This window comes from Micromonospora sp. URMC 103, assembly GCF_051386435.1.
Lineage (GTDB): Bacteria > Actinomycetota > Actinomycetes > Mycobacteriales > Micromonosporaceae > Micromonospora.
In genome coordinates, this window is record NZ_JBPQTR010000004.1 from 881,624 (window position 1) to 900,714 (window position 19,091).

A 19,091-nucleotide genomic window follows, 5' to 3' on the forward strand; every position below is an offset into this window, starting at 1 on the left:
CTCACCTCCGTGTGGCGCCACTGTTGACGTCAGTTCTGTCGCCCGTGCGGGCAGGGATGGCCCTGATGTGGACCTGTTGTCTGGTGGACAGGGGGTGCATGATCGCGCCCTGGACGACCCGGTTGACCTCCCCGCCGGGGAAGGGGTTGTCGGGCGTCAGCCCGAGCGCCAGGGAGAAGTGCAGGCCGATCAGCTGCGCGCAGATCACGGCGGGCAGCACCAGCGCGATGTCGTCCACGTCCTCGACGCCGGGCAGCGTCCAGGCGTTGTCCCGGGCCGGCTGCCCGGCCTCGCCGCCGACGGTGACGAGGTTCCGCTCCGGGACGACGCGCAGCAGCTCGGCCACCATGTCGCGGTCGTACCGGCTGGTGTACGGGTCGTTGGACTCGTAGCTGACGACCAGGGTCCGGTCGTTGAGCACGGATTTCGGTCCGTGCCGGAAGGCCAGCGCGGACTCGGCCAGGGCCACCACGCGGCCGGCGGTCAGCTCCAGGACCTTCAGGGCGGACTCCCGGGCCAGGCCGTGCAGGGTGCCGCTGCCGAGGTAGACGATCCGGGAGTAGCCGCGGGCGGCGAGGTCGGCCGCTGCGGCCGGCCGGGTCGCCAGCACCTGCTCGGCGGCGGCGGCGAGTCGTTCCACCAGGTCCTCGTCGGGACCGCCGAGGGCCAGCCAACCGGCCAGCACCATGCCCGTGAAGCTGGACGTCATGGCGAAGCCCCGGTCGTTGGCCGCCTCGGGCAGCAGCAGCACGTGCCCGGTGGACCGGTCGCCGTGCCGGGCGGCCAGCCGGCCGTGCTCGTTGCACGTCACCACCAGGTGCCAGCACTCGGTCAGCACCTGGCTGGCCAGCTCGGTGGCCGTGACGCTCTCCGGGCTGTCGCCGGAGCGGGCGAACGACACCAGCAGCGTCGGGACGTCCTCGGCGAAGCAGGCCAGCGGGTCGGCCACGATGTCGGTGGTGGCGACGGCGTCCACCCGGCGGCCCAGCCTGCGCCGAAGCGACGGCGCCAGCACCTCGCCGACGTACGCGGACGTGCCCGCGCCGGTGAGGACGATGCGCAGGTCGGGCCGTTCGAGCAGCGGCTTCAGAAACGCTGCGGTGGCCGCGTCCGACTCCGCCGCCGTCCGCCCGATCTGGCGCCAGACGGCCGGCTGCTGGGCGATCTCGCGGCTGGTGTCGAGGGCGCCGCGCCGGCGCAGGTGGTCGAGGTCGTGGCCGAGGAGAGTGGTCATGCTGCCCGCCGCCGTTCCGAGGGGGTGGCCGCGCGACGGTAGCCGCGCAGGACGTCGCGGATGCGGTCGAGGACGAGCTCGACGGGTTGGTTGTCGAGGATGCCGTCACGGACCCGCTGGTACTGGTCGGGCAGGTACTGGCTGAGCAGCGGCAGCGGGATGGTCCGCTCGGTCAGGTTGCTCAGCAGCCGACGTTCGGCGGCCTGGATCTCCGGGTCCGGCCAGTAGTAGCGCATGCGGTCGCTGTAGCTGTAGCGCCGGGCCAGGCGCTGCTCGGCGGCGTCGCCGGTGTAGTACCTGGCCCAGTGCCCGGGCTCGGCGAGCATGCGCTGCTCGACCACCTCCGGCAGGTGGGAGCGGTCCTGCTCGGGAACGAGTTCGGCCTCGATGGCGGCCAGCGCGAACAGGGCCTCCCTCAGCGCGAAGGTCAGGCCGGGCCCGACCTTGAGCACGGCCCAGTGGTCCTCGACCAGGGCGACGAGTCGCGGGACGGTCTGGTAGTCCGTGGAGTGGGCCTCGAAGACCATCGCCGGCTCGTCGTCCAGGACCGGCTGCAGCTCCTTGGTGCGCTCCCGGTCGTAGTCCACGACCCGGAGGTGGTCGAACTCGACGCCGGGCTGGACGACCAGCGCCATCACCTGGGGCCACACGTGCGCGAGGCCCCGCTCGGCGAAGGCCGCCCGGTGCCGGGCCAGGGTGCTGCGGGCCGAGTCGGCGGTGGTGGGCACGAGTTCCTCGATCGTCTCCTCGGCGCCACCGGGCACCGGGACCTCGGTGCCGATGACGTACCGGAGCTTCCCGGCCCGCCCCGTCGCCGCGGCGGTCTTCTCCGCGACGGCCAGCATGCGGGCCGCGCGATCGGCCATCACCTCGTCGGTCAACGGGGCCTGGTCGTCGGCGCAGGGGTAGCTGCAGTCAAGGTGGATCTTGGTGAACCCGGCCTCGACGTACGCCGCCACGAGCACGTCGGCACGTGCCATGGCCTGCTCCGCCGGCAACGAACGCCACCGGTTCGGGCCCAGGTGGTCGCCGCCGAGCACGACCCGATCCCGGGGCAGCCCGGCCCGGTCGGCGGCCTCGTACACCAGATCGCGGAAGTCCGCCGGTCGCATGCCGGTGTAGCCGCCGTCCTGGTCGACCTGGTTCGAGGTCGCCTCGATCAACACCAGGCCGCCGTCCTCCCTGGCCTGGACCATCGCGGCCTGCAGGACCAGTGGGTGGGCGGAACAGATCGACGTGACTCCGACCGGTTCCCCCCGTTTGTGCAGGGCGACCACGGTGTCGAGCGGGTTACTCACGGGGCAGGTCCTCCTCCTCGCCGTTGCGAAGCTGGTACTGGACCCTACTGGTCTTCAACTTGGCCGGCTACTGCTTGCTTGGTCTGTAATTTGGTATGCCAAGGGGTCGGGGGTCGCGCTCCAGCGACGAGCAACGATCGCGGCATGCCAACCGGCGATCATGGAGTCTGCGGTGCATCCCGCGATCGACACCGCCGACAACCTCGTGATCAGCGGGTCGGGGGTGGGAGTGGGCCGGTGCGGGTCAGGCCCGGTTGGTGATGGAGGCCCGGAAGCGGTAGCGGTCGCCGCGGTAGACCTGGACGGTCAGCTCTATCGGCCGACCTGCCTGGTTGAAGGTCAGCGTGGTCGCGACGAGCATCGGCATGGTGTCGCCGATCTCGAACAGCTCCATCTCGCGGGGCGTCGGGTGCCGGGCCTCGCACGAGTAGTCGGCGACGCGCGGATTCTGCGGCGGGTCCGCCGCGCGCAGGGTGGCGTACAGCGAGGCGGTGTTGAAGTCCGTGTCGGCCAGGGCCGGGCAGACCGCCAACGGGAGCCGGTTGTGCTCGAGTACGACCAGCAGGCCGTCGAGGAAGCGCAGTCGGTGGAGTTCGAAGAGGTCGGCGCCAGGGGCGATGCGGAGGTCCTCGGCCTCGGACACCGTCGCGGGGCGAACGGTGGCGGAGAGCACCCGACTGCTCGGCGTGAGGCCGTTGACGCGGGCGAAGTCGGCGAGGCCCTGCACCTGGGGAGTCGCCGCGGCGGGCGCCGCCGTCGGCTCCGGGAACTGGTCGAGATCGGCGACGAACCACCCGCGCGTCGACGACGGTCGCACGATGCCGCGCGACTCCAGGTCGGCGAGGGCGGCCCGCAGCGTCACGCGTGAGACGGCGTACCGGGTCGCGAGGGCTCGCTCGGAGGGCAGTCGGTCACCCGTACGGGCCGCGGTGGCGCGCAGGTCGTCGAGCAACTGCTTGGCGGTGCGCTCGTAGAGAGGGAGCGCGTCCTCGGCGAACAGGCCACGGGGCATCCGCGTCCTCGCAACAGTCATACCAGCCGACCATACCAGTTCAATCGATCCGTCGAGCCGGGCGCCCGCAGGTGGCGCGCCGTCTCGGGCGCGGGCCACGGTGAACGAACCAAGAACTACCGAGAACCGACCATTGACAAGCCAAGAATAGACCACTTACGTTCGTCGGCAGACCATCCCCCCGGGAATGGAGAACGCTCCATGACGGGGCTTCGGCCCGACCTTGTCGCCGCCAGCGTGCGGGGTCGGCGCTTGGTGCCCCTCTGGTCTGCTCCGCGCGGCCACCCGAGCACAGCCGTCAGACCTCCGTGACCGTGTCCTCGACCGACAGAACGTGTCGGCACGTCCGAGGTGACCCGATCTTGATGATCCGCAGCGACGAGCGAACGGCGCGGGCCGGGTCGTGAGCGCTGCGCGAAGAGCCGGAAGGGATCTGCCATGACCAACATGAAGCGGCGCAGCATATTGAAGGTGGCGCTCGGAGGCGCCGGCCTGACCGCCATTCCTGCCGCGACCACGGCGCTGGGCGCCGCACCCGCGGCCGCCGCGCCGCACCGGGGTCCCGACGTCGTCGGTGTCGGCGACACCTCCATCACCGTGGAGTTCGACGACAAGCTGCACAGCCGGGTGGCCGTGAAGAACGTCGACGTCACGCGCTTCGACGCCAGCGAATCCCTGCTCCTGGGCGACACGACCATCACCGACTTCGCCTACCGTAGCCACGAGACGCGTAGGACCACGCACCACCGACACGGCCCCGGCGTCCAGGTGACCATCCAGGGCGACTCCCGGACCGGCGTACGGAAGACTGTCGAACTGACCTCCTTCCAGCGCCTGAGCGGCATGATCGTGATGCGGGTGACCTACACCAACCGGTCCGGTGCCGAGCTGAAGGTCACCGGGTGGCGCAGCGGGGCCCACGAGCTTCTCGAGAAGCCCGGCGGCTTCTACACCTTCTCGGGTACCACCCACGAGGACCGCCGCGACTGGGTGCAGCCGGTGACGGACGGGTTCGACCAGAAGAACTCGCTGGGGATGGACTCCTCCGACTACGGCGGCGGCACGCCGATGGCGTCCGTCTGGCGTTCCGGCGCGGGTCTCTCCGTCGGACACGTCGAACCCGTGGCGAAGATCCTGCGCCTGCCGGTTCGCAAGACCGCCAACGGCGCGAGCCTCGCCGTCGAGGGTGACACCGTCCGCACCCTGAAGCCGGGCCAGCAGCTGACCACCGAGACCACGTTCCTGACCGCCCACCCGGGCGACCACTTCGTGCCGCTCCAGCGCTACCGCGACTACATGAGCGACATCGGCCTGCGGGCTCCCAAGACGCCGAAGCCGGCCCTCGAACCCATCTGGTGCGCCTGGGGTTACGAGCGCAACTTCACGGTCGAGCAGGTCATCGGAACGCTTCCCAAGGTGCGTGAGATCGGCCTCAAGTGGGCCGTGCTCGACGACGGCTGGCAGACCAACGAGGGCGACTGGGACCTCAATCCGCAGAAGTTCCCGCAGGGCGAAGCGGACATGCGCGCCTTCACCAAGCAGATCCGCGACGCCGGCCTGCGTCCGCGCCTGTGGTGGGCGCCGCTGGCGGCGGACCCGGAGAGCAACCTGTTCAAGGCGCGCTCCGACATGCTCCTGCTGGACCGCGACGGCAACAAGCAGGAAGTGACCTGGTGGGACGCCTACACGCTGTGCCCGGCCTACCAGCCGACCGTGGACTACTTCGTCCGGCAGGTGAAGAAGTTCGTCGGGGACTGGGGCTTCGAAGGGCTCAAGATCGACGGTCAGCACCTCAACGGGGTCACCCCCTGTTACAACCCGGCGCACGGGCACACCCGCCCCGAGGAGTCGACCGAGGGCCTCGCCCAGTTCTGGAGGGCGGTGTACGAGGCCGCGCACGAGGCGAACCGCGACGCGGTCGTCGAGCTGTGCCCCTGCGGCACCGCCTTCGCCTTCCACAACCTGCCCTACATCGACCAGTACCCAGGTTCGGACCCGACCTCGTCCTACCAGGTCCGGACCAAGGGCAAGACGATGAAGGCGCTCATGGGCCACGGCGCCAGCTACGCCGGCGACCACGTCGAACTGAGCGACGGCGGTAACGACTTCGCGTCCAGCTACGGCGTGGGAGCCGTCCTGTCGACCAAGTTCACCTACCCCGCGGGCCCGGACGACGAGAACGTGCTGACCCCGGAGAAGGACGCGCTCTGGCGCAGGTGGGTGGCCCTGTACAACGAGAACATGCTGTCCACCGGCGAGTACCGGGGCGAGCTGTACGACATCGGTTTCGACAAGCCCGAGGCGCACGTCGTGGCCAAGGACAGGACCCTGCACTACGCGTTCTACGCCGACCAGTGGAACGGCGCGGTCGAGCTGCGCGGTCTGGGCCGGGGCAGGTACCGCCTGACCGACCCGTTCAACGGCGTCTCCCTCGGCACCGTCGACGCCCGGCACAACACCGTGCAGCTGACCTTCGAGAAGTTCCAGCTCGTCGTGGCCGAGCCCATCGGGTGAGCTGACCCTGGTGTGACGTCCGAGCCGCCAGGACGGATACGGCCCCGGGAGCGCGTTCCGCAGCTCACGGGGCCGTATCCGTGCCTACCCGTCGAGGACCAGGGGTTCGTTGAAGATGTGCGCGCCGCGGGCCGGCTCCCGCAGGGGCGCCGAGGCCAGGGTCGCGCCGTTGCGGTCCAGGGCCCGCAGCGTGACGTCCGCGCCCACGGCGATCGTCAGTATCGCCGCGCCCGCTCGGACGGTCCCGTCCGCCCGCACGTCATGAGAGCCGCCGTCAGCAACTCGTCCCGGACGATGACCGCCTCGGTGTGGTCCGGACGGGACCGCTCGGGAACAGCCGGCGTGAGCAGCTCACGCAACCCGAGCCTCCGCCACCGGCTGGCCCGTGCGTTGACCATCGCCCGCCGCACGTACGCCATCGGCTCGTAGAGGTGCCCCCAGTGCCGCATCGCCTTGAGCAACGCATCGTGCACCAGGTCCTGCGCGGTGTCTCTGCTACCGGTCAGCAGGTACGCCGTCCGCAGCAGATCGCTGTAGCGCAGCTCGACGAACTCCCGGAAATCGAGGTCATCCACACGCCGTCCTCTCGCCCTGACCAGCCACCCTGCCGCTCCCTTCACCGGTTTCGTCACCCGACACGACGCGGAAGCGGAGCGAAAGGTTGAGTGGCGGTGCGGTGGGCGCCTCCGGCCGGAGCTGGAGCGGTGGGATCGACGCGGGGTGCCACCGCCAAGCGGGAAACCTGCGATGCTGACGACGTGCGGATGTCGCCAACACGCTACGTCGGGAGGACCGCTTGAGCGCCACGGTGAAGACCTTCAACCACGACGTGCCCTGGGAGGGCCTGTACGGATTCAGCCAGGCCATGCAGGTCGGAGACACGGTCTACATCTCGGGGCAGCTCGCACACGACGCCGACGGGAACTTCGTGGGGGAGGGCGACTTCGACGCCCAGGTCACGGCGACACTGGAGAACCTGGACAAGGTGCTGGCGCATTTCGGCGCCTCTCGCCGGCAGGTGGTGGAGACCACGGTCCTCATCGTGGGCCTGCGCGAACATTTCGACGCGGCGGCCGCGGCCCACGCCCGGTACTTCGGGGACCACCGTCCGACCAGCACGGTCAGCGGTGTCGTCGAGCTGGCGCTACCGGCGCAACTCGTCGAGATCGGGGCCGTCGTCCGCCTGGACATCGCTCCCTGAGGCGAAGGGTGGACGGGTGTCTCGCAGCATGACAGCGCATGTGCGCTTTCGGGCGGACCGTTCGATGCAGGTCGTCGTGGCGGGGCCGGACGGGCCGATCGACGCCGGGGTCACCCGGCGTTCGAAGGACATTGGCCGCATGGCGCGGGAGGCCGCCACCGCGGCGTACGGCGGAGAGTCGGGAGAGATCGGGATCCTCGTCGACCGGCCGCCCTGGCTGCACGAGGGCACGGTCGTCCGGCCGGATCCCGCGGCCGTGGACCCCGGCGAGGCGCCCACGCATCCGTACGGGCAGGTCGTCGGGTTCCTTCCGGTGGGTGGTGTCGTCGTCGTGCATCCCGAATCGGGTTCCGGCGTGTACGCCCCGGAGGATCTGGTGGTCTGCGATCCGGGATCGATCGAGCCGGCTGTCGTCGACGCGATCGTGCGTCGTACCGGCATCACCGCCGCCGGAAGCTGACCGGTGGTGTTCAGAACAGGGTCAGGGGTTCGACCGGGATCGGCTCGGGCAGGGGCGCGAGTGCGGGCACCCGCGCGCGTACCTCGTCGTGGAATCGACGGGCCAGCAGCGGCGCGTCGGCGTTGTCGGGCGTGTGGACGAACACGGTCGGGGAGCGCCCCTCGCGCAGCCATCCGCTGACGACGTCGACCCAGTGCTGCCAGCCCTCGACCGTCCGCGCGGTGTCGTCGCGGCCGAGGTACCGGACGATCGGCCGGTCGGTGAGCGCGACCGAGCGCAGCGGCACGCGGGGTTTCTTGATCCAGGCGTCGCGCTCGGCGTCGCTGGTCGGTGGGCTGCGGAAGAACGCGGTCGTGTCGAAGGGGACCCACTCGGCGGACGAGCTGTTCAGTGCTTCTTCGAGGAGTCGCGCCGAGCGGGGATCGTCGAAGAACGCGGGGTGGCGGACCTCGACGGCGTACCGGTGGGACGCGGGCAGACGGCGCAAAAACCGTTCCAGCACGGGCACGTCGGCGGGCGCGAACGACCCCGGCAACTGGACCCAGAGGGCCTCGACGCGCGGCCCGAGCGGCTCCATCGCGTCGAGGAAGGCGCGCACCGGCTCGTCGACGTCGCCGAGGCGGCGCTCGTGGGTGACGAGCTTCGGCAGTTTGACCACGAACCGGAAGTCCGGGTCGGTCTGCTCGGCCCAGGAGGCCACGGTCTCCCGGGCGGGGGTCGCGTAGAACGTCGTGTTCCCCTCGACCGCGTTGCACCAGCCCGCGTAGTGCCGCAGGCGCTCGGTGGACGGCAACGGATGCGCCAGGAACCGCCCCTGCCACGCCTTGTGCGTCCACATCGCACAGCCCACGTGCAGGTGCATGACCCCGAACCCTCCCGCCGCCGCGTCCGTCCGACGACGGTATACGGGTGCCGCCCCGGCGGCCAGGCGCGGGCCGGCCACGGGGAGGGCCGACCATCGCGGATGTGGTTGATGCCTCAGAGGCATATTTATGACTCAGAGGCATCATGCTCCCGGCGATGTCGCCCCCCGGGCCCGGGGGCCCTGCCGTCGCCCCCGGGGCCCGCAGCCCTGCCCGCGCCCGCGCCCTGGGGCCGCCCCGCACCGAGCCGCTTCCGGCACCGTTTGCGGCGGTTGGCTTCGGGTAGCCACCCTTCTCCGCATCGGGAAGGACGGGGCATGGCCGAGCTGAGTTTCTTCGACAAGGTGGCCGATCGGGCGGGCGTGCCGGAGGAGACCGCCCGTGCTCTGACCGAGGCCACTCTGGGCACGCTCGCCGAGCGGATCAGCGGCGGGGAGTCGGCCCAACTGGCCGACCACGTGGCGCACGAGCTCCGCCCGCTGCTGGCCCGCGCCGCGCAGGAGGAGCCGGAGGTCTTCGGGTACGACGAGTTCGTACGGCGGGTGGCCGAGCGCGCGCAGGTGGGCCCCCGGCTCGCCGAGCAGGGCGCCGGCGCCGTCCTGCAGACCCTGCACCGGGTGGTGGGGCACCGGGAGTTCCGGCAGGCACTGGCCCAGGTGCCTCTGGAGATCCAGGCCCTCGCCGAGCCCGTGACGAACCGCCCCTGACGCGGAGTCGGGCAACGGTCGTCAACCCAGGGTTGACGGAAGGGGAGCGTCAACTTACGGTTGACGCATGACGAACGCAGTCCCGGGGAACAACCCCGTACGCCTGGACGACCTGATCCAGGCCATCAAGAAGGCGCACCACGAGCCGCTCGACCAGCTGGCCGACGCGGTTCTGGCGGCGGACCACCTCGGCGAGGTGGCCGACCACCTGATCGGGCACTTCGTGGACCAGGCGCGCCGGGCGGGCGCCTCCTGGACGGACATCGGCCGCAGCATGGGCGTCACCAAGCAGGCGGCGCAGAAGCGCTTCGTCCCCCGCTCGTCGGACCTGCCGATGGATCCGCAGGAGGGCTTCAACCGGTTCACCCCCCGCGCCCGCAACGTGGTGATGGCGGCGCAGAACGAGGCGCGGGCCACGGGGCACGCCGAGATCCGCCCCGAGCACCTGGTGCTGGGGCTGCTCAGCGAGCCGGAGGCGCTCGCCGCCAAGGCGATCGTCGCGCAGGGCGTGTCGCTGGAGCGGGTACGCGAGGTCGCCACGGCCGTGCTGCCGGCGCCGTCCTCCGGCGACGTGCCGGAACTGATCCCGTACGACGCGCAGGCCCGCAAGACGCTGGAGCTGACCTTCCGCGAGGCGCTGCGGCTGGGGCACAACTACATCGGCACCGAGCACATCCTGCTCGCCCTGCTCGAGCTGGGTGACGGGACGGGCGTCCTCGCCGGTCTGGGCGTTGACAAGGCCGCCGCCGAGCGCCAGCTCGTCGAGGTGCTCAAGGCCGGCTTCGGAAAGCAGGCCTGAGCCGGCGGGTCAGGACGCGGTGAGGAAGCCGTACCGGTCGGCGTGCTCCGGGTCGGCCGGGTCGATTTGGCGGATGCCGGCGTCGGCGAGGCGCTTGTTGACCTCGTCGAGCCGCTCCCGCACCAGCCGGGCCTCCTCCTCGGTGACCCGCCCCCGGTGCGGCTTTCCCGCGTGCTCGATGGTGCCGTAGTCGAGCCGCTCGGCACCGCGGCGCGCCTTCGGCGGGCGTACCCGCTCGGCCGTCCGGAGCAGCTGCGCCATGGGGGTGTCCGTGGCCATCGCGTCGAACTCGCTCGCGGTGAGCACCACCCGGCGCGGCTCCCCGTCACCGTGCCGGTCGTGGATCTCGACCACCGCCACGTCCAGCGCGGCGTCGTCGATGCTCTCCACCTCGACCGGCGTGGCCTCCAGCTGCACGGGCCCGGCCACGAGGTCAGGGTGCTCCAGCACCACGACGCGGACCACCTCGTCGTCGGGCTGCAACACCGTGCCGCTGAAGTCGGAGACGCGGATCGTCTTCTTGCCCATGCGCGGAGCTACTCCTGTCGTCGGCCGGAATCCGGACCAGGAGACGTTACCCGACAGGTGTGCGAAAGCCCGCGGTGGACGATCCGGGTGTGTCGCACCGAAAGGCGGCGGTCGGTCAGCGGCTGTTGAGGCCGTGCCGGGCGGACATCCCGGCGGGCAGCTCGTTCAGCGCGGCCCAGCCCAGCGCGCCCCCGTCGCCGGCCGCCCGGGCGCCTCGGTACGGGGGCTGGGCCGGGAAGCGCTCGCCGGCCTCCGGCGCACGCCAGATCCGTTCGGTGTCCTGCTGGTACCGGTCATTCGGCTGATTCGGCATGACGATACCGTCCCAAAGAAAGGTGTCCATGTATGGAAATGGATGTGACGCCCGGAGGCGACGGCCGGTTCCCTTTTCCGGTAAGGAATCCGGTCTGATTCCGTCGGTCGGGATCCGCTACCCCGGCGGAGGCGTCGCTAACCCCGATCGCCGGAGGCGGAGCGACGGATGTCACTGGCCCGGGTCCGGACTCTCCGGGCGCTCGCCGGTCCGCCCGACCGGGCCGCGACACCCGGCGTACGGTGATCACGGGAGGTGGCGGGGTGCTCGACCGGCGGCTGCAGCTGCACCTGGCGACGTGGCTCGGGCAGTGGCCCGCCGGTCCCGGGCTGCACGTGGTCGGGTCGCACCGCCGTGTCCACCCGGCCTGGGACGGCCGGCTGCGCCCGGCGATCGCCGTCGGCACCGGGCGCAGCACCGTGCTCTCCGTGCCGCCGGACCGGGTGGCGGCGGTACGCGCGCTGGTCGGCCGGCCGCTGGAACGGCTGATCCCCGCGTTGCCCGCGGCCGTCGGCCTGCCCCGCTGGGAGACGCACGACGGCGCCTTCCGGTGGAGCATGGCCCCCGCGCCGTTGCCGGATGTCGGCGAGTGGATCCCGCCGACCGTGCCCGGGCTGCCCGACTGGCTGCGGCTGTTCGACCGGGACGTGCTCGTGGTACGCGCGCCCGACGGCCGCTACCTGGCCGGAGTGGGGATCAAGCGGCACGACCCGTACGGGCACGAGCTGGCCGTCGGCACGGCTCCGGCCGCGCGCGGCCGAGGGCTGGCCCGGCGGCTGGTCGCCCAGGCGGCCCGGCGCGTGCTCGACGAGGGGGCGGTGCCCACCTATCTGCACAACCACGGGAACCGGGCGTCGGCCCGGGTCGCGGAGGCGGCCGGCTTTCCGGACCGGGGCTGGCGCTCCTTCGGGGTGTATCCCGTCTGACCGCCGACCCCGGGTGGCCGGCGTGCGGCGGGGGAGCGCGACGCAGGGCGCGGACCGTGGATCCCGGGCCGGATCCACGGTCCGCAGCCTTCCCCCCAGGTCCCCGTGTGCACGACCGGCGCCGAGCGCCCGATCGTGTCCCGCCGATCACGCTACGTATCGAATCGGTCATGGGCAAGATGCCCGGCACCGGTTCGGCGTGTCGAATAGTGGACTTGACCTGGCCTGCGGCCCCGGCGAACGGAGACGGCCGCAGTGACACAGCGTGCGGGGCGGTTCCGGGTGGGACGGGCCGCCGATGGTGGAGCGTGGGGCGGGGCGCGGGACGGGTGCCCGGCCGCGTGCCTGTGCGGAACCGGCAGCCGGTCGGTATGGTCGGGTGGCGTCGGCTTCCGGGCCGGTCGATCCGAGGACTTCCGAAGCTAGGGCGGCCAATGGACGTGCGACTGCGCGACACCGGTGTGGGCGAAGTCGTCCTGTGCCCGGTGGGCGAGGTCGACATGGCCACCGCCGACGTGCTGCATGCGGCCCTCACCAACGTGCTCCGCCGGCCCGAGATCCGTGCCGTCGTCGTCGACCTGGCCGAGGTGCGCTTCCTCGACTCCAGCGGGATACGCGTCCTCGTGAGCGCCGCCACCACGGCACGGCGTGACGGGGTCACCCTCCGGGTGGTCGACCCGCAGCCGGTGGTGGCCCGGGTGCTGCGGATCACGTCGGTCGGACCACTGCTCGGCCTTGCGGCGGACGGGCCGTCGCCGCGGCTCGCGGGGTTCCGCGGTCTCGATTAGGGCTCGTCCCGACTTTCCTGGCCGGCCCGCGGCGGGTGCCGGCAACGACCGGCGGCGTCAGGGCACCAGCCGGGCCGTCGCCTCCGGGGACCACTCCACCAGCAGCAGCGTGGCGTCGTCGCGCAGCGGGCCGTCCTGGTGCTCGGCCACCGCGTGGCTGAGTCGGCGCAGCGTCTCGGCGCTGGGCAGGCCCGACGCGATGTGCCGCTCGGCCAGGTCGGCCAGCCGCGCCAACCCGAACAGCTCGCCCGCCGCGTCGCGGGCCTCCGTCATCCCGTCGGTGTGCAGCAGCAGGCGGTCGCCGGGTTCCAGACGTGTCCGGCCCACCTCGCCCCGGTCGCCCAGGAGGCCGAGTGGCAGCCGTCGGCCGCCGTCGAGCGCCCGTACGGTCCGCCCGTGGCGCAGCAGCAGCGGTGCCGGGTGCCCCGCGTTGACGTAGCGGAGCATCCCGGTGGGGACCTCGAACTCCGCGAGGACGCCGGTCACGAAACGGGCGTCCTGCCACTGCCCGGTGATCGCGGAGTCCACCGCCTCCGCCCAGCCGACCAGGTCGGCGCCGGCGCGCCGGGCGGCCCGCATGGCCGCGAGTGCCACCGAGGTGGTGAGCACCGCCGGCAGCCCGTGGCCGACGCCGTCGAGGATGGCGAGTGCGATGCGGTCCCCGTCCAGGGCGTAGTCGAACGCGTCCCCGCCGACCGCGTAACAGGGCTCGAGGAGGGCGCTGACCGCGGTGTCCGGTGTGGCGAAGGTCAGCGGTGGCAGGAGCTGCCACAGCAGCTCGGCCGACACCTCCATGGGGCGGCTGCGTCGCGCCCGGTGCAGGACGTCGCCGTACGGCGTCTTGCTGGACACGAGGTGCCCGACCAGCCCGGAGATGAGGCGGCATCCGTCGCGCAGTGCCTCGTCGGCGAGGTGCGTGCCGGGCGGCGGGAAGACCTCCAGCAGACCGAGCCGGTCGGTGCCGTCGACGATCGGCACCCAGAGCCGCGGTGGCGGTCCCTGGCCGGCGCGCATCTCGATCTGGGTGAACGCCCGGCCGGCGAGGCTGGCGTCGATCGGGAGCGGCGCCGGCGTCGGTCGGTCGCGCTCGGGCAGTGGGCGCAGGTCCCGCTGCTCGGCGTCCACCAGGTAGATCGTCGCCGTGACCCCTAGCGGCTCGAGCGCCGCGTTGACCCCGGCCGGAAGCTCGTCGGGCGGCAGCCGGTGCGCCCGGGCCAACAGGTCGGCCAGGGCGCGGCGCCAGGCGTCGGTGGCGGTCATACCACCGTTCTACCCGCCCCGGTTCCGGCCGATGCCCAGGCTGGCCGGGACGGGCCGGCGCGTCCCGCCGGGCGCCGCGTCGCAAGGGCGGCGCCTGCGGCGGGACGGCTCGCGCCGGGTGGCGCTCGCCCGGCGGCCCGAGGCTCAGCCGGCCAGACCGAGCGCCTCGGCGGCGGCGCGGCCGTTGGCATGGCTCGCCCCGTACGTGGTGACGAAGGCGCGCACCCCGGCCGGGCGCCACCGGGCGGGCCAGCCCATCTCGACCACGGTCACGGGGTGCTCGGCGGCCAGGGCGCTGACCAGCTCGGGCCCGCCGGGCAGGCGGTGCAGGTGCCGGCCGACGAGCACGATCGGCCGCTCCCCGGCGAGCCGGCGCAGGGTCGCCGGGTCGGTCTCGGCGGCCACCACCCGGACCTCCTCGGCGTCGGCGAGGTGCGGCCCGAGCCCCCAGGGCACCCGGCCCTCGGCCATGGTGGAGGCGGCGTACAACTGCACCACCAGCGGCCGGTCGAGGCCGGTGAGCACCCCGTCGATCTTCACGGCGCGGCGCGCCGCCGCGTACCCCAGATCGGTGCCGCCGCCGGACGGGACGCGGGCGGCGACCCGGGTCCAGGCGGCGAGCGTGGCGGCGCGACCGGCCGCCTCCTCGACCCGGGCCCGGTCCAGCCGGCCGTCGCCGAGCGCGGCGACGATCTCGGTGGCGACGTGCTCGACCAGTTCGGCGTCGACCTTCGCGCCGATGCAGAGCAGGTCGGCCCCGGCGGCCAGGGCGCGGACGGCGGCCGGCCCGACGCCGCCGGCGGCCAGCGCGGCGCCCTTCATCTCCAGGGCGTCGGTGATCACGGCGCCCGTGAAGCCGTACTCGGTGCGGAGCAGGTCGACGAGGACGGCCCGGCTGAACGTGGCCGGCCCGGTGCCGGTGAGTGCCGGCACCCGGATGTGCGCGGTCATCACGGCCTGGGTGTTGGCGGCGACCACCGCGGCGAACGGCGGGAGGTCCCGGCGGCGCAGCACCTCGAGTGGGACGTCCACGGTGGGCAGCTCGTGGTGCGAGTCGGCGACCGTGGCGCCGTGCCCGGGGAAGTGCTTGGCGCAGGCCGCCACGCCGGTGGCCTGGAGCCCGGCCACGGCGGCGGCGGAGTGCGCGGCCACCCGGACGGGGTCGGCGCCGAAGGAACGGGTGCCGATCACCGGGTTCTCGTCGGCGGTGTTCACGTCGACGGTCGGGGCGAGGTCGACCGTGATGCCCAGCGCGGCGAGTTCCGCGCCGATCGCCTCGTAGACCCGCCGGGTGAGGGCCACGTCGCCGATCGCGCCGAGCGCCGCGTTGCCCGGGTACGGGCTACCGGTGGCGTGCGCCAGCCGGGTGACGTCGCCGCCCTCCTCGTCGATCGCGATCAGCACGTCCTCGCGCCCCTCCCGGAGCGCGGCCGTGCTCGCCGCCACCTGCGCGGGGTCGTGCACGTTGGTGCCGAACAGGGTGTGCCCGGCCAGGCCCTCGGCGACCAGCTCGACCGCCCAGTCGGGCGGGACGGGGCCGGGGTAGGCGGCCAGCAGTGTGCCCAGCGCGAGCCGCCGCAGTCCTGGATCGAGCCCCACGTGATCTCCCCCTTCGGTGCCGGCCGGTACGGACGTCGTACCGGGCTCCCGGCCGTCCCGGCCGCACAGCGGTGCCGGGTCGACCGAGTACTCCCGGTCCGGGTGGCCGCTACGCTACGGCTACCCGTTCCCAGGTCGCTTTACAGTTAGCAAAGTTTACTAAAACTAGAGGACGTGGCATGAGTGCGAGCCGGCTGCCCGGTACCCCCCGCCTGTTGCGGGCGCTCAACGACCGTGCGGCGCTGGAACTCCTGCTCGAGCGAGGGCCGCTGACCCGGGCCCGGCTCGGCGAACTGACCGGGCTGTCGAAGGTGACCGCCTCGCAGCTGGTCGAGCGCCTGGAGGAGCGCGGGCTGGTCACGCGGGTCGGCGAGCAGGCCGGCGGCCGGGGGCCGAACGCCCAGCTCTACGCCGTACGCCCCGGCAGCGCGCACGTCGTCGGCGTGGACGTCGGCCCCGACCGGGTGGTGGCCGCCTGCGCGGACATCACGGGCGCCGTGATCGGCCGGGTCGAGCAGTCCACCCGGGACACCGACGACCCGGTGGGAGTGGTGCACAACGCCGTCGTCCAGGCGGCCAGCAGCGCCCAGGCGCAACTGTCGAGCGTACGGCGGGTGGTGCTCGGCACCCCCGGTCTGGTCGACCCGGGCACCGGCGACATCACGTTCGCCTTCAACCTGCCGCGCTGGCACCGGGGCCTGCTCGCGGCCCTGCGCGAGGACCTGCACACCCCGGTGGTCTTCGAGAACGACGTGAACCTGGCGGCGGTGGCCGAGGCGCAGTCCGGCGCCGCCACGGGGCTGGCGGACTTCGTTCTGGTCTGGATCGGCGCCGGCGTCGGTCTCGCCATCATGCTGAACGGGCGGCTGCACCACGGCAGCAGCGGCGCGGCCGGTGAGATCGGCTACCTCCCGGTGCCCGGCGTGCCCATCCCGCGTGACGTGGCGCGCCGGGCCAAGCCCGCGTTCCAGCAGCTCGTCGGTGCGGACGCCGTCCGCGCGGTGGCCCGCGAGCACGGCTTCACCGCGGGGAACGCCGCGGCCGCGGTGCGCGCCGCGATCGAGGGCGGCGACGCGGGCGCCCCGGTGCTCGACGAGCTGGCCCGACGGCTGGCGCTCGGCGTGGCGAGCACCTGCGTGGTGCTCGACCCGCCGCTCGTGGTGCTGGCCGGCGAGGTCGGGCAGGCCGGCGGGGCGGCGCTCGCCGAGCGGGTGCAGCACGAGGTCGCCGCCATCACGCTGGTGCGGCCACGGGTGGTCACGACCGGGCTGGCCGAGGAGCCGATCCTCCAGGGCGCGCTGCGTACCGCGCTGGACGCGGTGCGCGACGAGGTCTTCGGCTCGACGGTGGGCTGACCCGCTCGCGCCCGACCCCACCCGCTCGGGTCGGGCCGGGCCGCGATCGGTCATGCGAAGGAATTCTTCACGATCTCCTCGGGTGCTGCAAGGTCTTGACCAGGCTCCGGTCGGTTCCGCCGCAGCTCAAATCAGGTCCCGCCGCCGGAACACGCTGAACGCCGCCACGGACAACGCCCCGGTCAGCACGAGCAGGACGGCCAGCGCCGGACCCCCGCTCACCGTGTAGCTGCCGTCGCAGCCGCTGCCGGCGGCCGCGTCGAGGCAGGCGCGGGCGTCCCAGAAGCGGGCCTCACCGCTGAGCCAGGCTCCGATGTGGCTGGACAGCATGAGCTGGTCCGGGCGGGGAGCGTCGACGATCTCGAGCACCAGCCGCGCGCCCAGCTCCCACACCACCACGTACGCGGCCGCCGTGCCGAGCGCCGCCGACGTGTGCCGGCCCAGCGTGGCGAGCGCGAACCCGAGCGCCGTGGCGAGCAGCACGAGCACCGTTCCGCGGCTGTGGGTCGCACCCAGCTCGCGCCAGAAGTCGGAGTCCAGCCGGCCCGGCAGCCCGGCCGTCTGGCCGATGACCCAGAACACGGCGAGGTACGCCGCCGAGGCCACGATCGACACCACCAGCATCGCGCCGAGCAGGGTGCCGAGCTTCGTGCCGAGCACCGTCGTCCGTCGTGGCCGCCACAGCAGCAGGTTCACGACGCCGCCCGAGTTCAGGTCCGCGCCGATGTACGAGGCGCCGACCAGGAACCCGAACAGCACGAGGAACGCGATCAGGAAGAACAGCAGCGACTGGGCCTCGGTGGCGAAGGTGAAGACGCCCGGAAGGAAGTCGGACGCCACCGGCAGCCGCTCCGACCGTACGGGGTCGACCGTGCTGCAGTCGGCCGGGTAGTACTCCTCCTCCGTCCCGGGTGGCCGGTTCCCGTTCACCCGGTCCACACACCGCTGGTAGACGTCGTCCATCTGGCGTCGGGCCTCGGCGGCCTGCGCGCGGGCGTCCTCCAGCTCCACGACGGTGGGCCGGTGCGAGCCGGCGAGGGTGGTGGCCGCCGTGACACCGGACGCCAGCACCAACAGGACGAGCATGAGCTGGACGAAGCGTCGGGCGCCCAGGCGCTCCAGCTCGGCACGGAACAGGTTCACGCGTCCCCTCCTCGGCCGGCGACGGCGCCCAGGTCGATGACCGCGTCTCCGCGCGGCGTGCCGGACGCGCCCGCGCCGTCGACCTGCCGGGGCAGCGCCGGATCGCCGTCCTCGCCGGTCAGCTCGCCCGTCAGCTCCAGGAAGGCGCTCTCCAGGTCGGGCCGCAGCGGGGTGAGCTCGCGCACCCAGAGCCCCTGTTCGCCCAACAGCCGGCTGACCACCGTGGCGTCGTCCACCTCGCCCACGACCAGGTGGTCGGGGTGCGCGTGCACGGGCAGGCCGGCGTCGCGCAGCAGCGCCGCGGCCCGCTCCGGCTCGTCCACCCGGACCCGGAATTCGTGCTGGTCGAAGCCGGCGAGCACCTCGTCCACGCGGCCCGCCGCCACCCGGCGGCCGCCCGAAATGATCGTGACGTGGTCGCAGATCAGCTGGATCTCGCCGAGGATGTGACTGGACACCAGCACGGTCACCCCGGCGGCGGCCAGCGAGCGCATGAGGTCCCGCATCTCGCGGATGCCGGCCGGGTCGAGCCCGTTGGCCGGCTCGTCGAGGATGAGCAGCTCGGGGCGCTTGAGCAGCGCCGACGCGACGGCCAGTCGCTGCTTCATGCCGAGTGAGTAGCCCTTCACGCGGTCGTGCCCGCGGTCGCGCAGGCCCACCTGCTCCAGCACCTCGTCCACCCGGCTCACCGGGACGCCACCGGCGCGGGCGAGCAGGCGCAGCGTGCGCTCCGCGGTGAAGTTGCCGAAGAACTGGGGGCTCTCCACGATGGCGCCGACCCGCCCGGCCACCTGCGGCAGGTGCGCGGGCGACGGGACGCCCAGCACGCTCATCCGCCCGCTGTCGGCGCGGACGAGCCCGAGCAGCGCGCGCAACGTGGTGGTCTTGCCCGACCCGTTCGGACCGAGGAAGCCGTGCACCTGCCCCGCCCCCACCACGAGGTCGAAGCCGTCGACAGCCGTCCGCCGGCCGTGCCGGACGCTGTGGAAGGCCTTGCGCAGCCCCTCGATCTCGATGACCGCGTTCATCCGCGCGGTTCCCTGCTCCGACCCGGCATGGACCGTCCTTCGAGTGTGGTGACCAACGACACG

The 19,091-nt window shown here is 72.8% G+C and carries 20 protein-coding genes; 8 read left to right on the top strand and 12 right to left on the bottom strand.

What is annotated here, in order from left to right; translation table 11 throughout:
• Position 1 precedes the first annotated feature (1 nt).
• From ACSNOA_RS07775 to ACSNOA_RS07785, 3 genes are all read right to left on the bottom strand, one after another.
• On the bottom strand, positions 2–1,234 hold the full coding sequence (locus ACSNOA_RS07775; protein ID WP_436657252.1) for an SIS domain-containing protein: 1,233 nt from the start codon (positions 1,232–1,234) through the stop codon (positions 2–4).
• The gene (locus ACSNOA_RS07780; protein ID WP_436657253.1) at positions 1,231–2,532 is read right to left on the bottom strand and encodes a D-tagatose-bisphosphate aldolase, class II, non-catalytic subunit; all 1,302 of its coding nucleotides are present in this window, start codon (positions 2,530–2,532) and stop codon (positions 1,231–1,233) included. The genes ACSNOA_RS07775 and ACSNOA_RS07780 overlap by 4 nt, the downstream gene beginning before the upstream one ends.
• A gap of 244 nt (positions 2,533–2,776) precedes the next feature.
• On the bottom strand, positions 2,777–3,565 hold the full coding sequence (locus tag ACSNOA_RS07785; RefSeq protein ID WP_436657254.1) for a GntR family transcriptional regulator: 789 nt from the start codon (positions 3,563–3,565) through the stop codon (positions 2,777–2,779).
• A gap of 417 nt (positions 3,566–3,982) precedes the next feature.
• Here ACSNOA_RS07785 and ACSNOA_RS07790 point away from each other — a divergent pair, with 417 nt between their 5' ends.
• Positions 3,983–6,058: a glycoside hydrolase family 36 protein gene (locus tag ACSNOA_RS07790; protein ID WP_436657255.1), complete on the top strand. Its 2,076-nt coding sequence runs from the start codon at positions 3,983–3,985 to the stop codon at positions 6,056–6,058.
• Positions 6,059–6,142: 84 nt separating this feature from the next.
• On the opposite strand, the gene ACSNOA_RS07795 is transcribed toward ACSNOA_RS07790, so the two are convergent.
• The gene (locus ACSNOA_RS07795; RefSeq protein ID WP_436657256.1) at positions 6,143–6,265 is read right to left on the bottom strand and encodes a hypothetical protein; all 123 of its coding nucleotides are present in this window, start codon (positions 6,263–6,265) and stop codon (positions 6,143–6,145) included.
• Positions 6,266–6,273: 8 nt separating this feature from the next.
• Positions 6,274–6,633, bottom strand: coding sequence for a sigma factor (locus tag ACSNOA_RS07800; protein WP_436657257.1), 360 nt, complete (start codon positions 6,631–6,633; stop codon positions 6,274–6,276).
• Between the two features lie 221 nt (positions 6,634–6,854).
• On the opposite strand from ACSNOA_RS07800, the gene ACSNOA_RS07805 reads away from it, so the two are divergent.
• Positions 6,855–7,259 carry a RidA family protein gene (locus ACSNOA_RS07805; RefSeq protein WP_436657258.1) on the top strand — a complete coding sequence of 135 codons (405 nt, stop codon included), beginning with the start codon at positions 6,855–6,857 and terminating at the stop codon, positions 7,257–7,259.
• Positions 7,260–7,323: 64 nt separating this feature from the next.
• On the top strand, positions 7,324–7,719 hold the full coding sequence (locus ACSNOA_RS07810) for a hypothetical protein (protein WP_436657259.1): 396 nt from the start codon (positions 7,324–7,326) through the stop codon (positions 7,717–7,719).
• Between the two features lie 10 nt (positions 7,720–7,729).
• On the opposite strand, the gene ACSNOA_RS07815 is transcribed toward ACSNOA_RS07810, so the two are convergent.
• Positions 7,730–8,557 carry a DUF72 domain-containing protein gene (locus ACSNOA_RS07815; RefSeq protein ID WP_436658342.1) on the bottom strand — a complete coding sequence of 276 codons (828 nt, stop codon included), beginning with the start codon at positions 8,555–8,557 and terminating at the stop codon, positions 7,730–7,732.
• Positions 8,558–8,899: 342 nt separating this feature from the next.
• Here ACSNOA_RS07815 and ACSNOA_RS07820 point away from each other — a divergent pair, with 342 nt between their 5' ends.
• Together ACSNOA_RS07820 and ACSNOA_RS07825 are read left to right on the top strand one after the other, a co-directional pair.
• On the top strand, positions 8,900–9,289 hold the full coding sequence (locus ACSNOA_RS07820) for a DUF2267 domain-containing protein (RefSeq protein ID WP_436657260.1): 390 nt from the start codon (positions 8,900–8,902) through the stop codon (positions 9,287–9,289).
• 67 nt (positions 9,290–9,356) lie between these two features.
• On the top strand, positions 9,357–10,088 hold the full coding sequence (locus ACSNOA_RS07825; protein ID WP_436657261.1) for a Clp protease N-terminal domain-containing protein: 732 nt from the start codon (positions 9,357–9,359) through the stop codon (positions 10,086–10,088).
• Positions 10,089–10,097: 9 nt separating this feature from the next.
• Here ACSNOA_RS07825 and ACSNOA_RS07830 read toward each other — a convergent pair whose 3' ends face one another.
• Together ACSNOA_RS07830 and ACSNOA_RS07835 are read right to left on the bottom strand one after the other, a co-directional pair.
• Positions 10,098–10,616: a hypothetical protein gene (locus tag ACSNOA_RS07830; RefSeq protein WP_436657262.1), complete on the bottom strand. Its 519-nt coding sequence runs from the start codon at positions 10,614–10,616 to the stop codon at positions 10,098–10,100.
• A 115-nt stretch (positions 10,617–10,731) separates the two neighbouring features.
• Positions 10,732–10,929: a DNA repair protein gene (locus tag ACSNOA_RS07835; protein ID WP_436657263.1), complete on the bottom strand. Its 198-nt coding sequence runs from the start codon at positions 10,927–10,929 to the stop codon at positions 10,732–10,734.
• 263 nt (positions 10,930–11,192) lie between these two features.
• Between ACSNOA_RS07835 and ACSNOA_RS07840 the strand changes: the two genes are divergently transcribed.
• Together ACSNOA_RS07840 and ACSNOA_RS07845 are read left to right on the top strand one after the other, a co-directional pair.
• A complete protein-coding gene (locus ACSNOA_RS07840; RefSeq protein ID WP_436658343.1) occupies positions 11,193–11,855 on the top strand; it encodes a GNAT family N-acetyltransferase in 663 nt (220 codons plus the stop codon).
• 434 nt (positions 11,856–12,289) lie between these two features.
• Positions 12,290–12,643 carry an STAS domain-containing protein gene (locus ACSNOA_RS07845; protein ID WP_436657264.1) on the top strand — a complete coding sequence of 118 codons (354 nt, stop codon included), beginning with the start codon at positions 12,290–12,292 and terminating at the stop codon, positions 12,641–12,643.
• 57 nt (positions 12,644–12,700) lie between these two features.
• On the opposite strand, the gene ACSNOA_RS07850 is transcribed toward ACSNOA_RS07845, so the two are convergent.
• Together ACSNOA_RS07850 and ACSNOA_RS07855 are read right to left on the bottom strand one after the other, a co-directional pair.
• On the bottom strand, positions 12,701–13,903 hold the full coding sequence (locus ACSNOA_RS07850) for a PP2C family protein-serine/threonine phosphatase (RefSeq protein ID WP_436657265.1): 1,203 nt from the start codon (positions 13,901–13,903) through the stop codon (positions 12,701–12,703).
• 144 nt (positions 13,904–14,047) lie between these two features.
• Positions 14,048–15,502: a glycoside hydrolase family 3 N-terminal domain-containing protein gene (locus ACSNOA_RS07855; RefSeq protein WP_436657266.1), complete on the bottom strand. Its 1,455-nt coding sequence runs from the start codon at positions 15,500–15,502 to the stop codon at positions 14,048–14,050.
• A gap of 179 nt (positions 15,503–15,681) precedes the next feature.
• On the opposite strand from ACSNOA_RS07855, the gene ACSNOA_RS07860 reads away from it, so the two are divergent.
• The gene (locus ACSNOA_RS07860; protein ID WP_436657267.1) at positions 15,682–16,857 is read left to right on the top strand and encodes an ROK family transcriptional regulator; all 1,176 of its coding nucleotides are present in this window, start codon (positions 15,682–15,684) and stop codon (positions 16,855–16,857) included.
• Positions 16,858–16,983: 126 nt separating this feature from the next.
• Here the strand turns inward: ACSNOA_RS07860 and ACSNOA_RS07865 are convergent, their stop codons facing one another.
• On the bottom strand, positions 16,984–18,000 hold the full coding sequence (locus ACSNOA_RS07865) for an ABC transporter permease subunit (protein ID WP_436657268.1): 1,017 nt from the start codon (positions 17,998–18,000) through the stop codon (positions 16,984–16,986).
• Entirely contained in the window at positions 17,997–19,028 is a 1,032-nt protein-coding gene (locus ACSNOA_RS07870; RefSeq protein WP_436657269.1) for an ABC transporter ATP-binding protein, read from the bottom strand. The genes ACSNOA_RS07865 and ACSNOA_RS07870 overlap by 4 nt, the downstream gene beginning before the upstream one ends.
• Positions 19,029–19,091 lie beyond the last annotated feature (63 nt).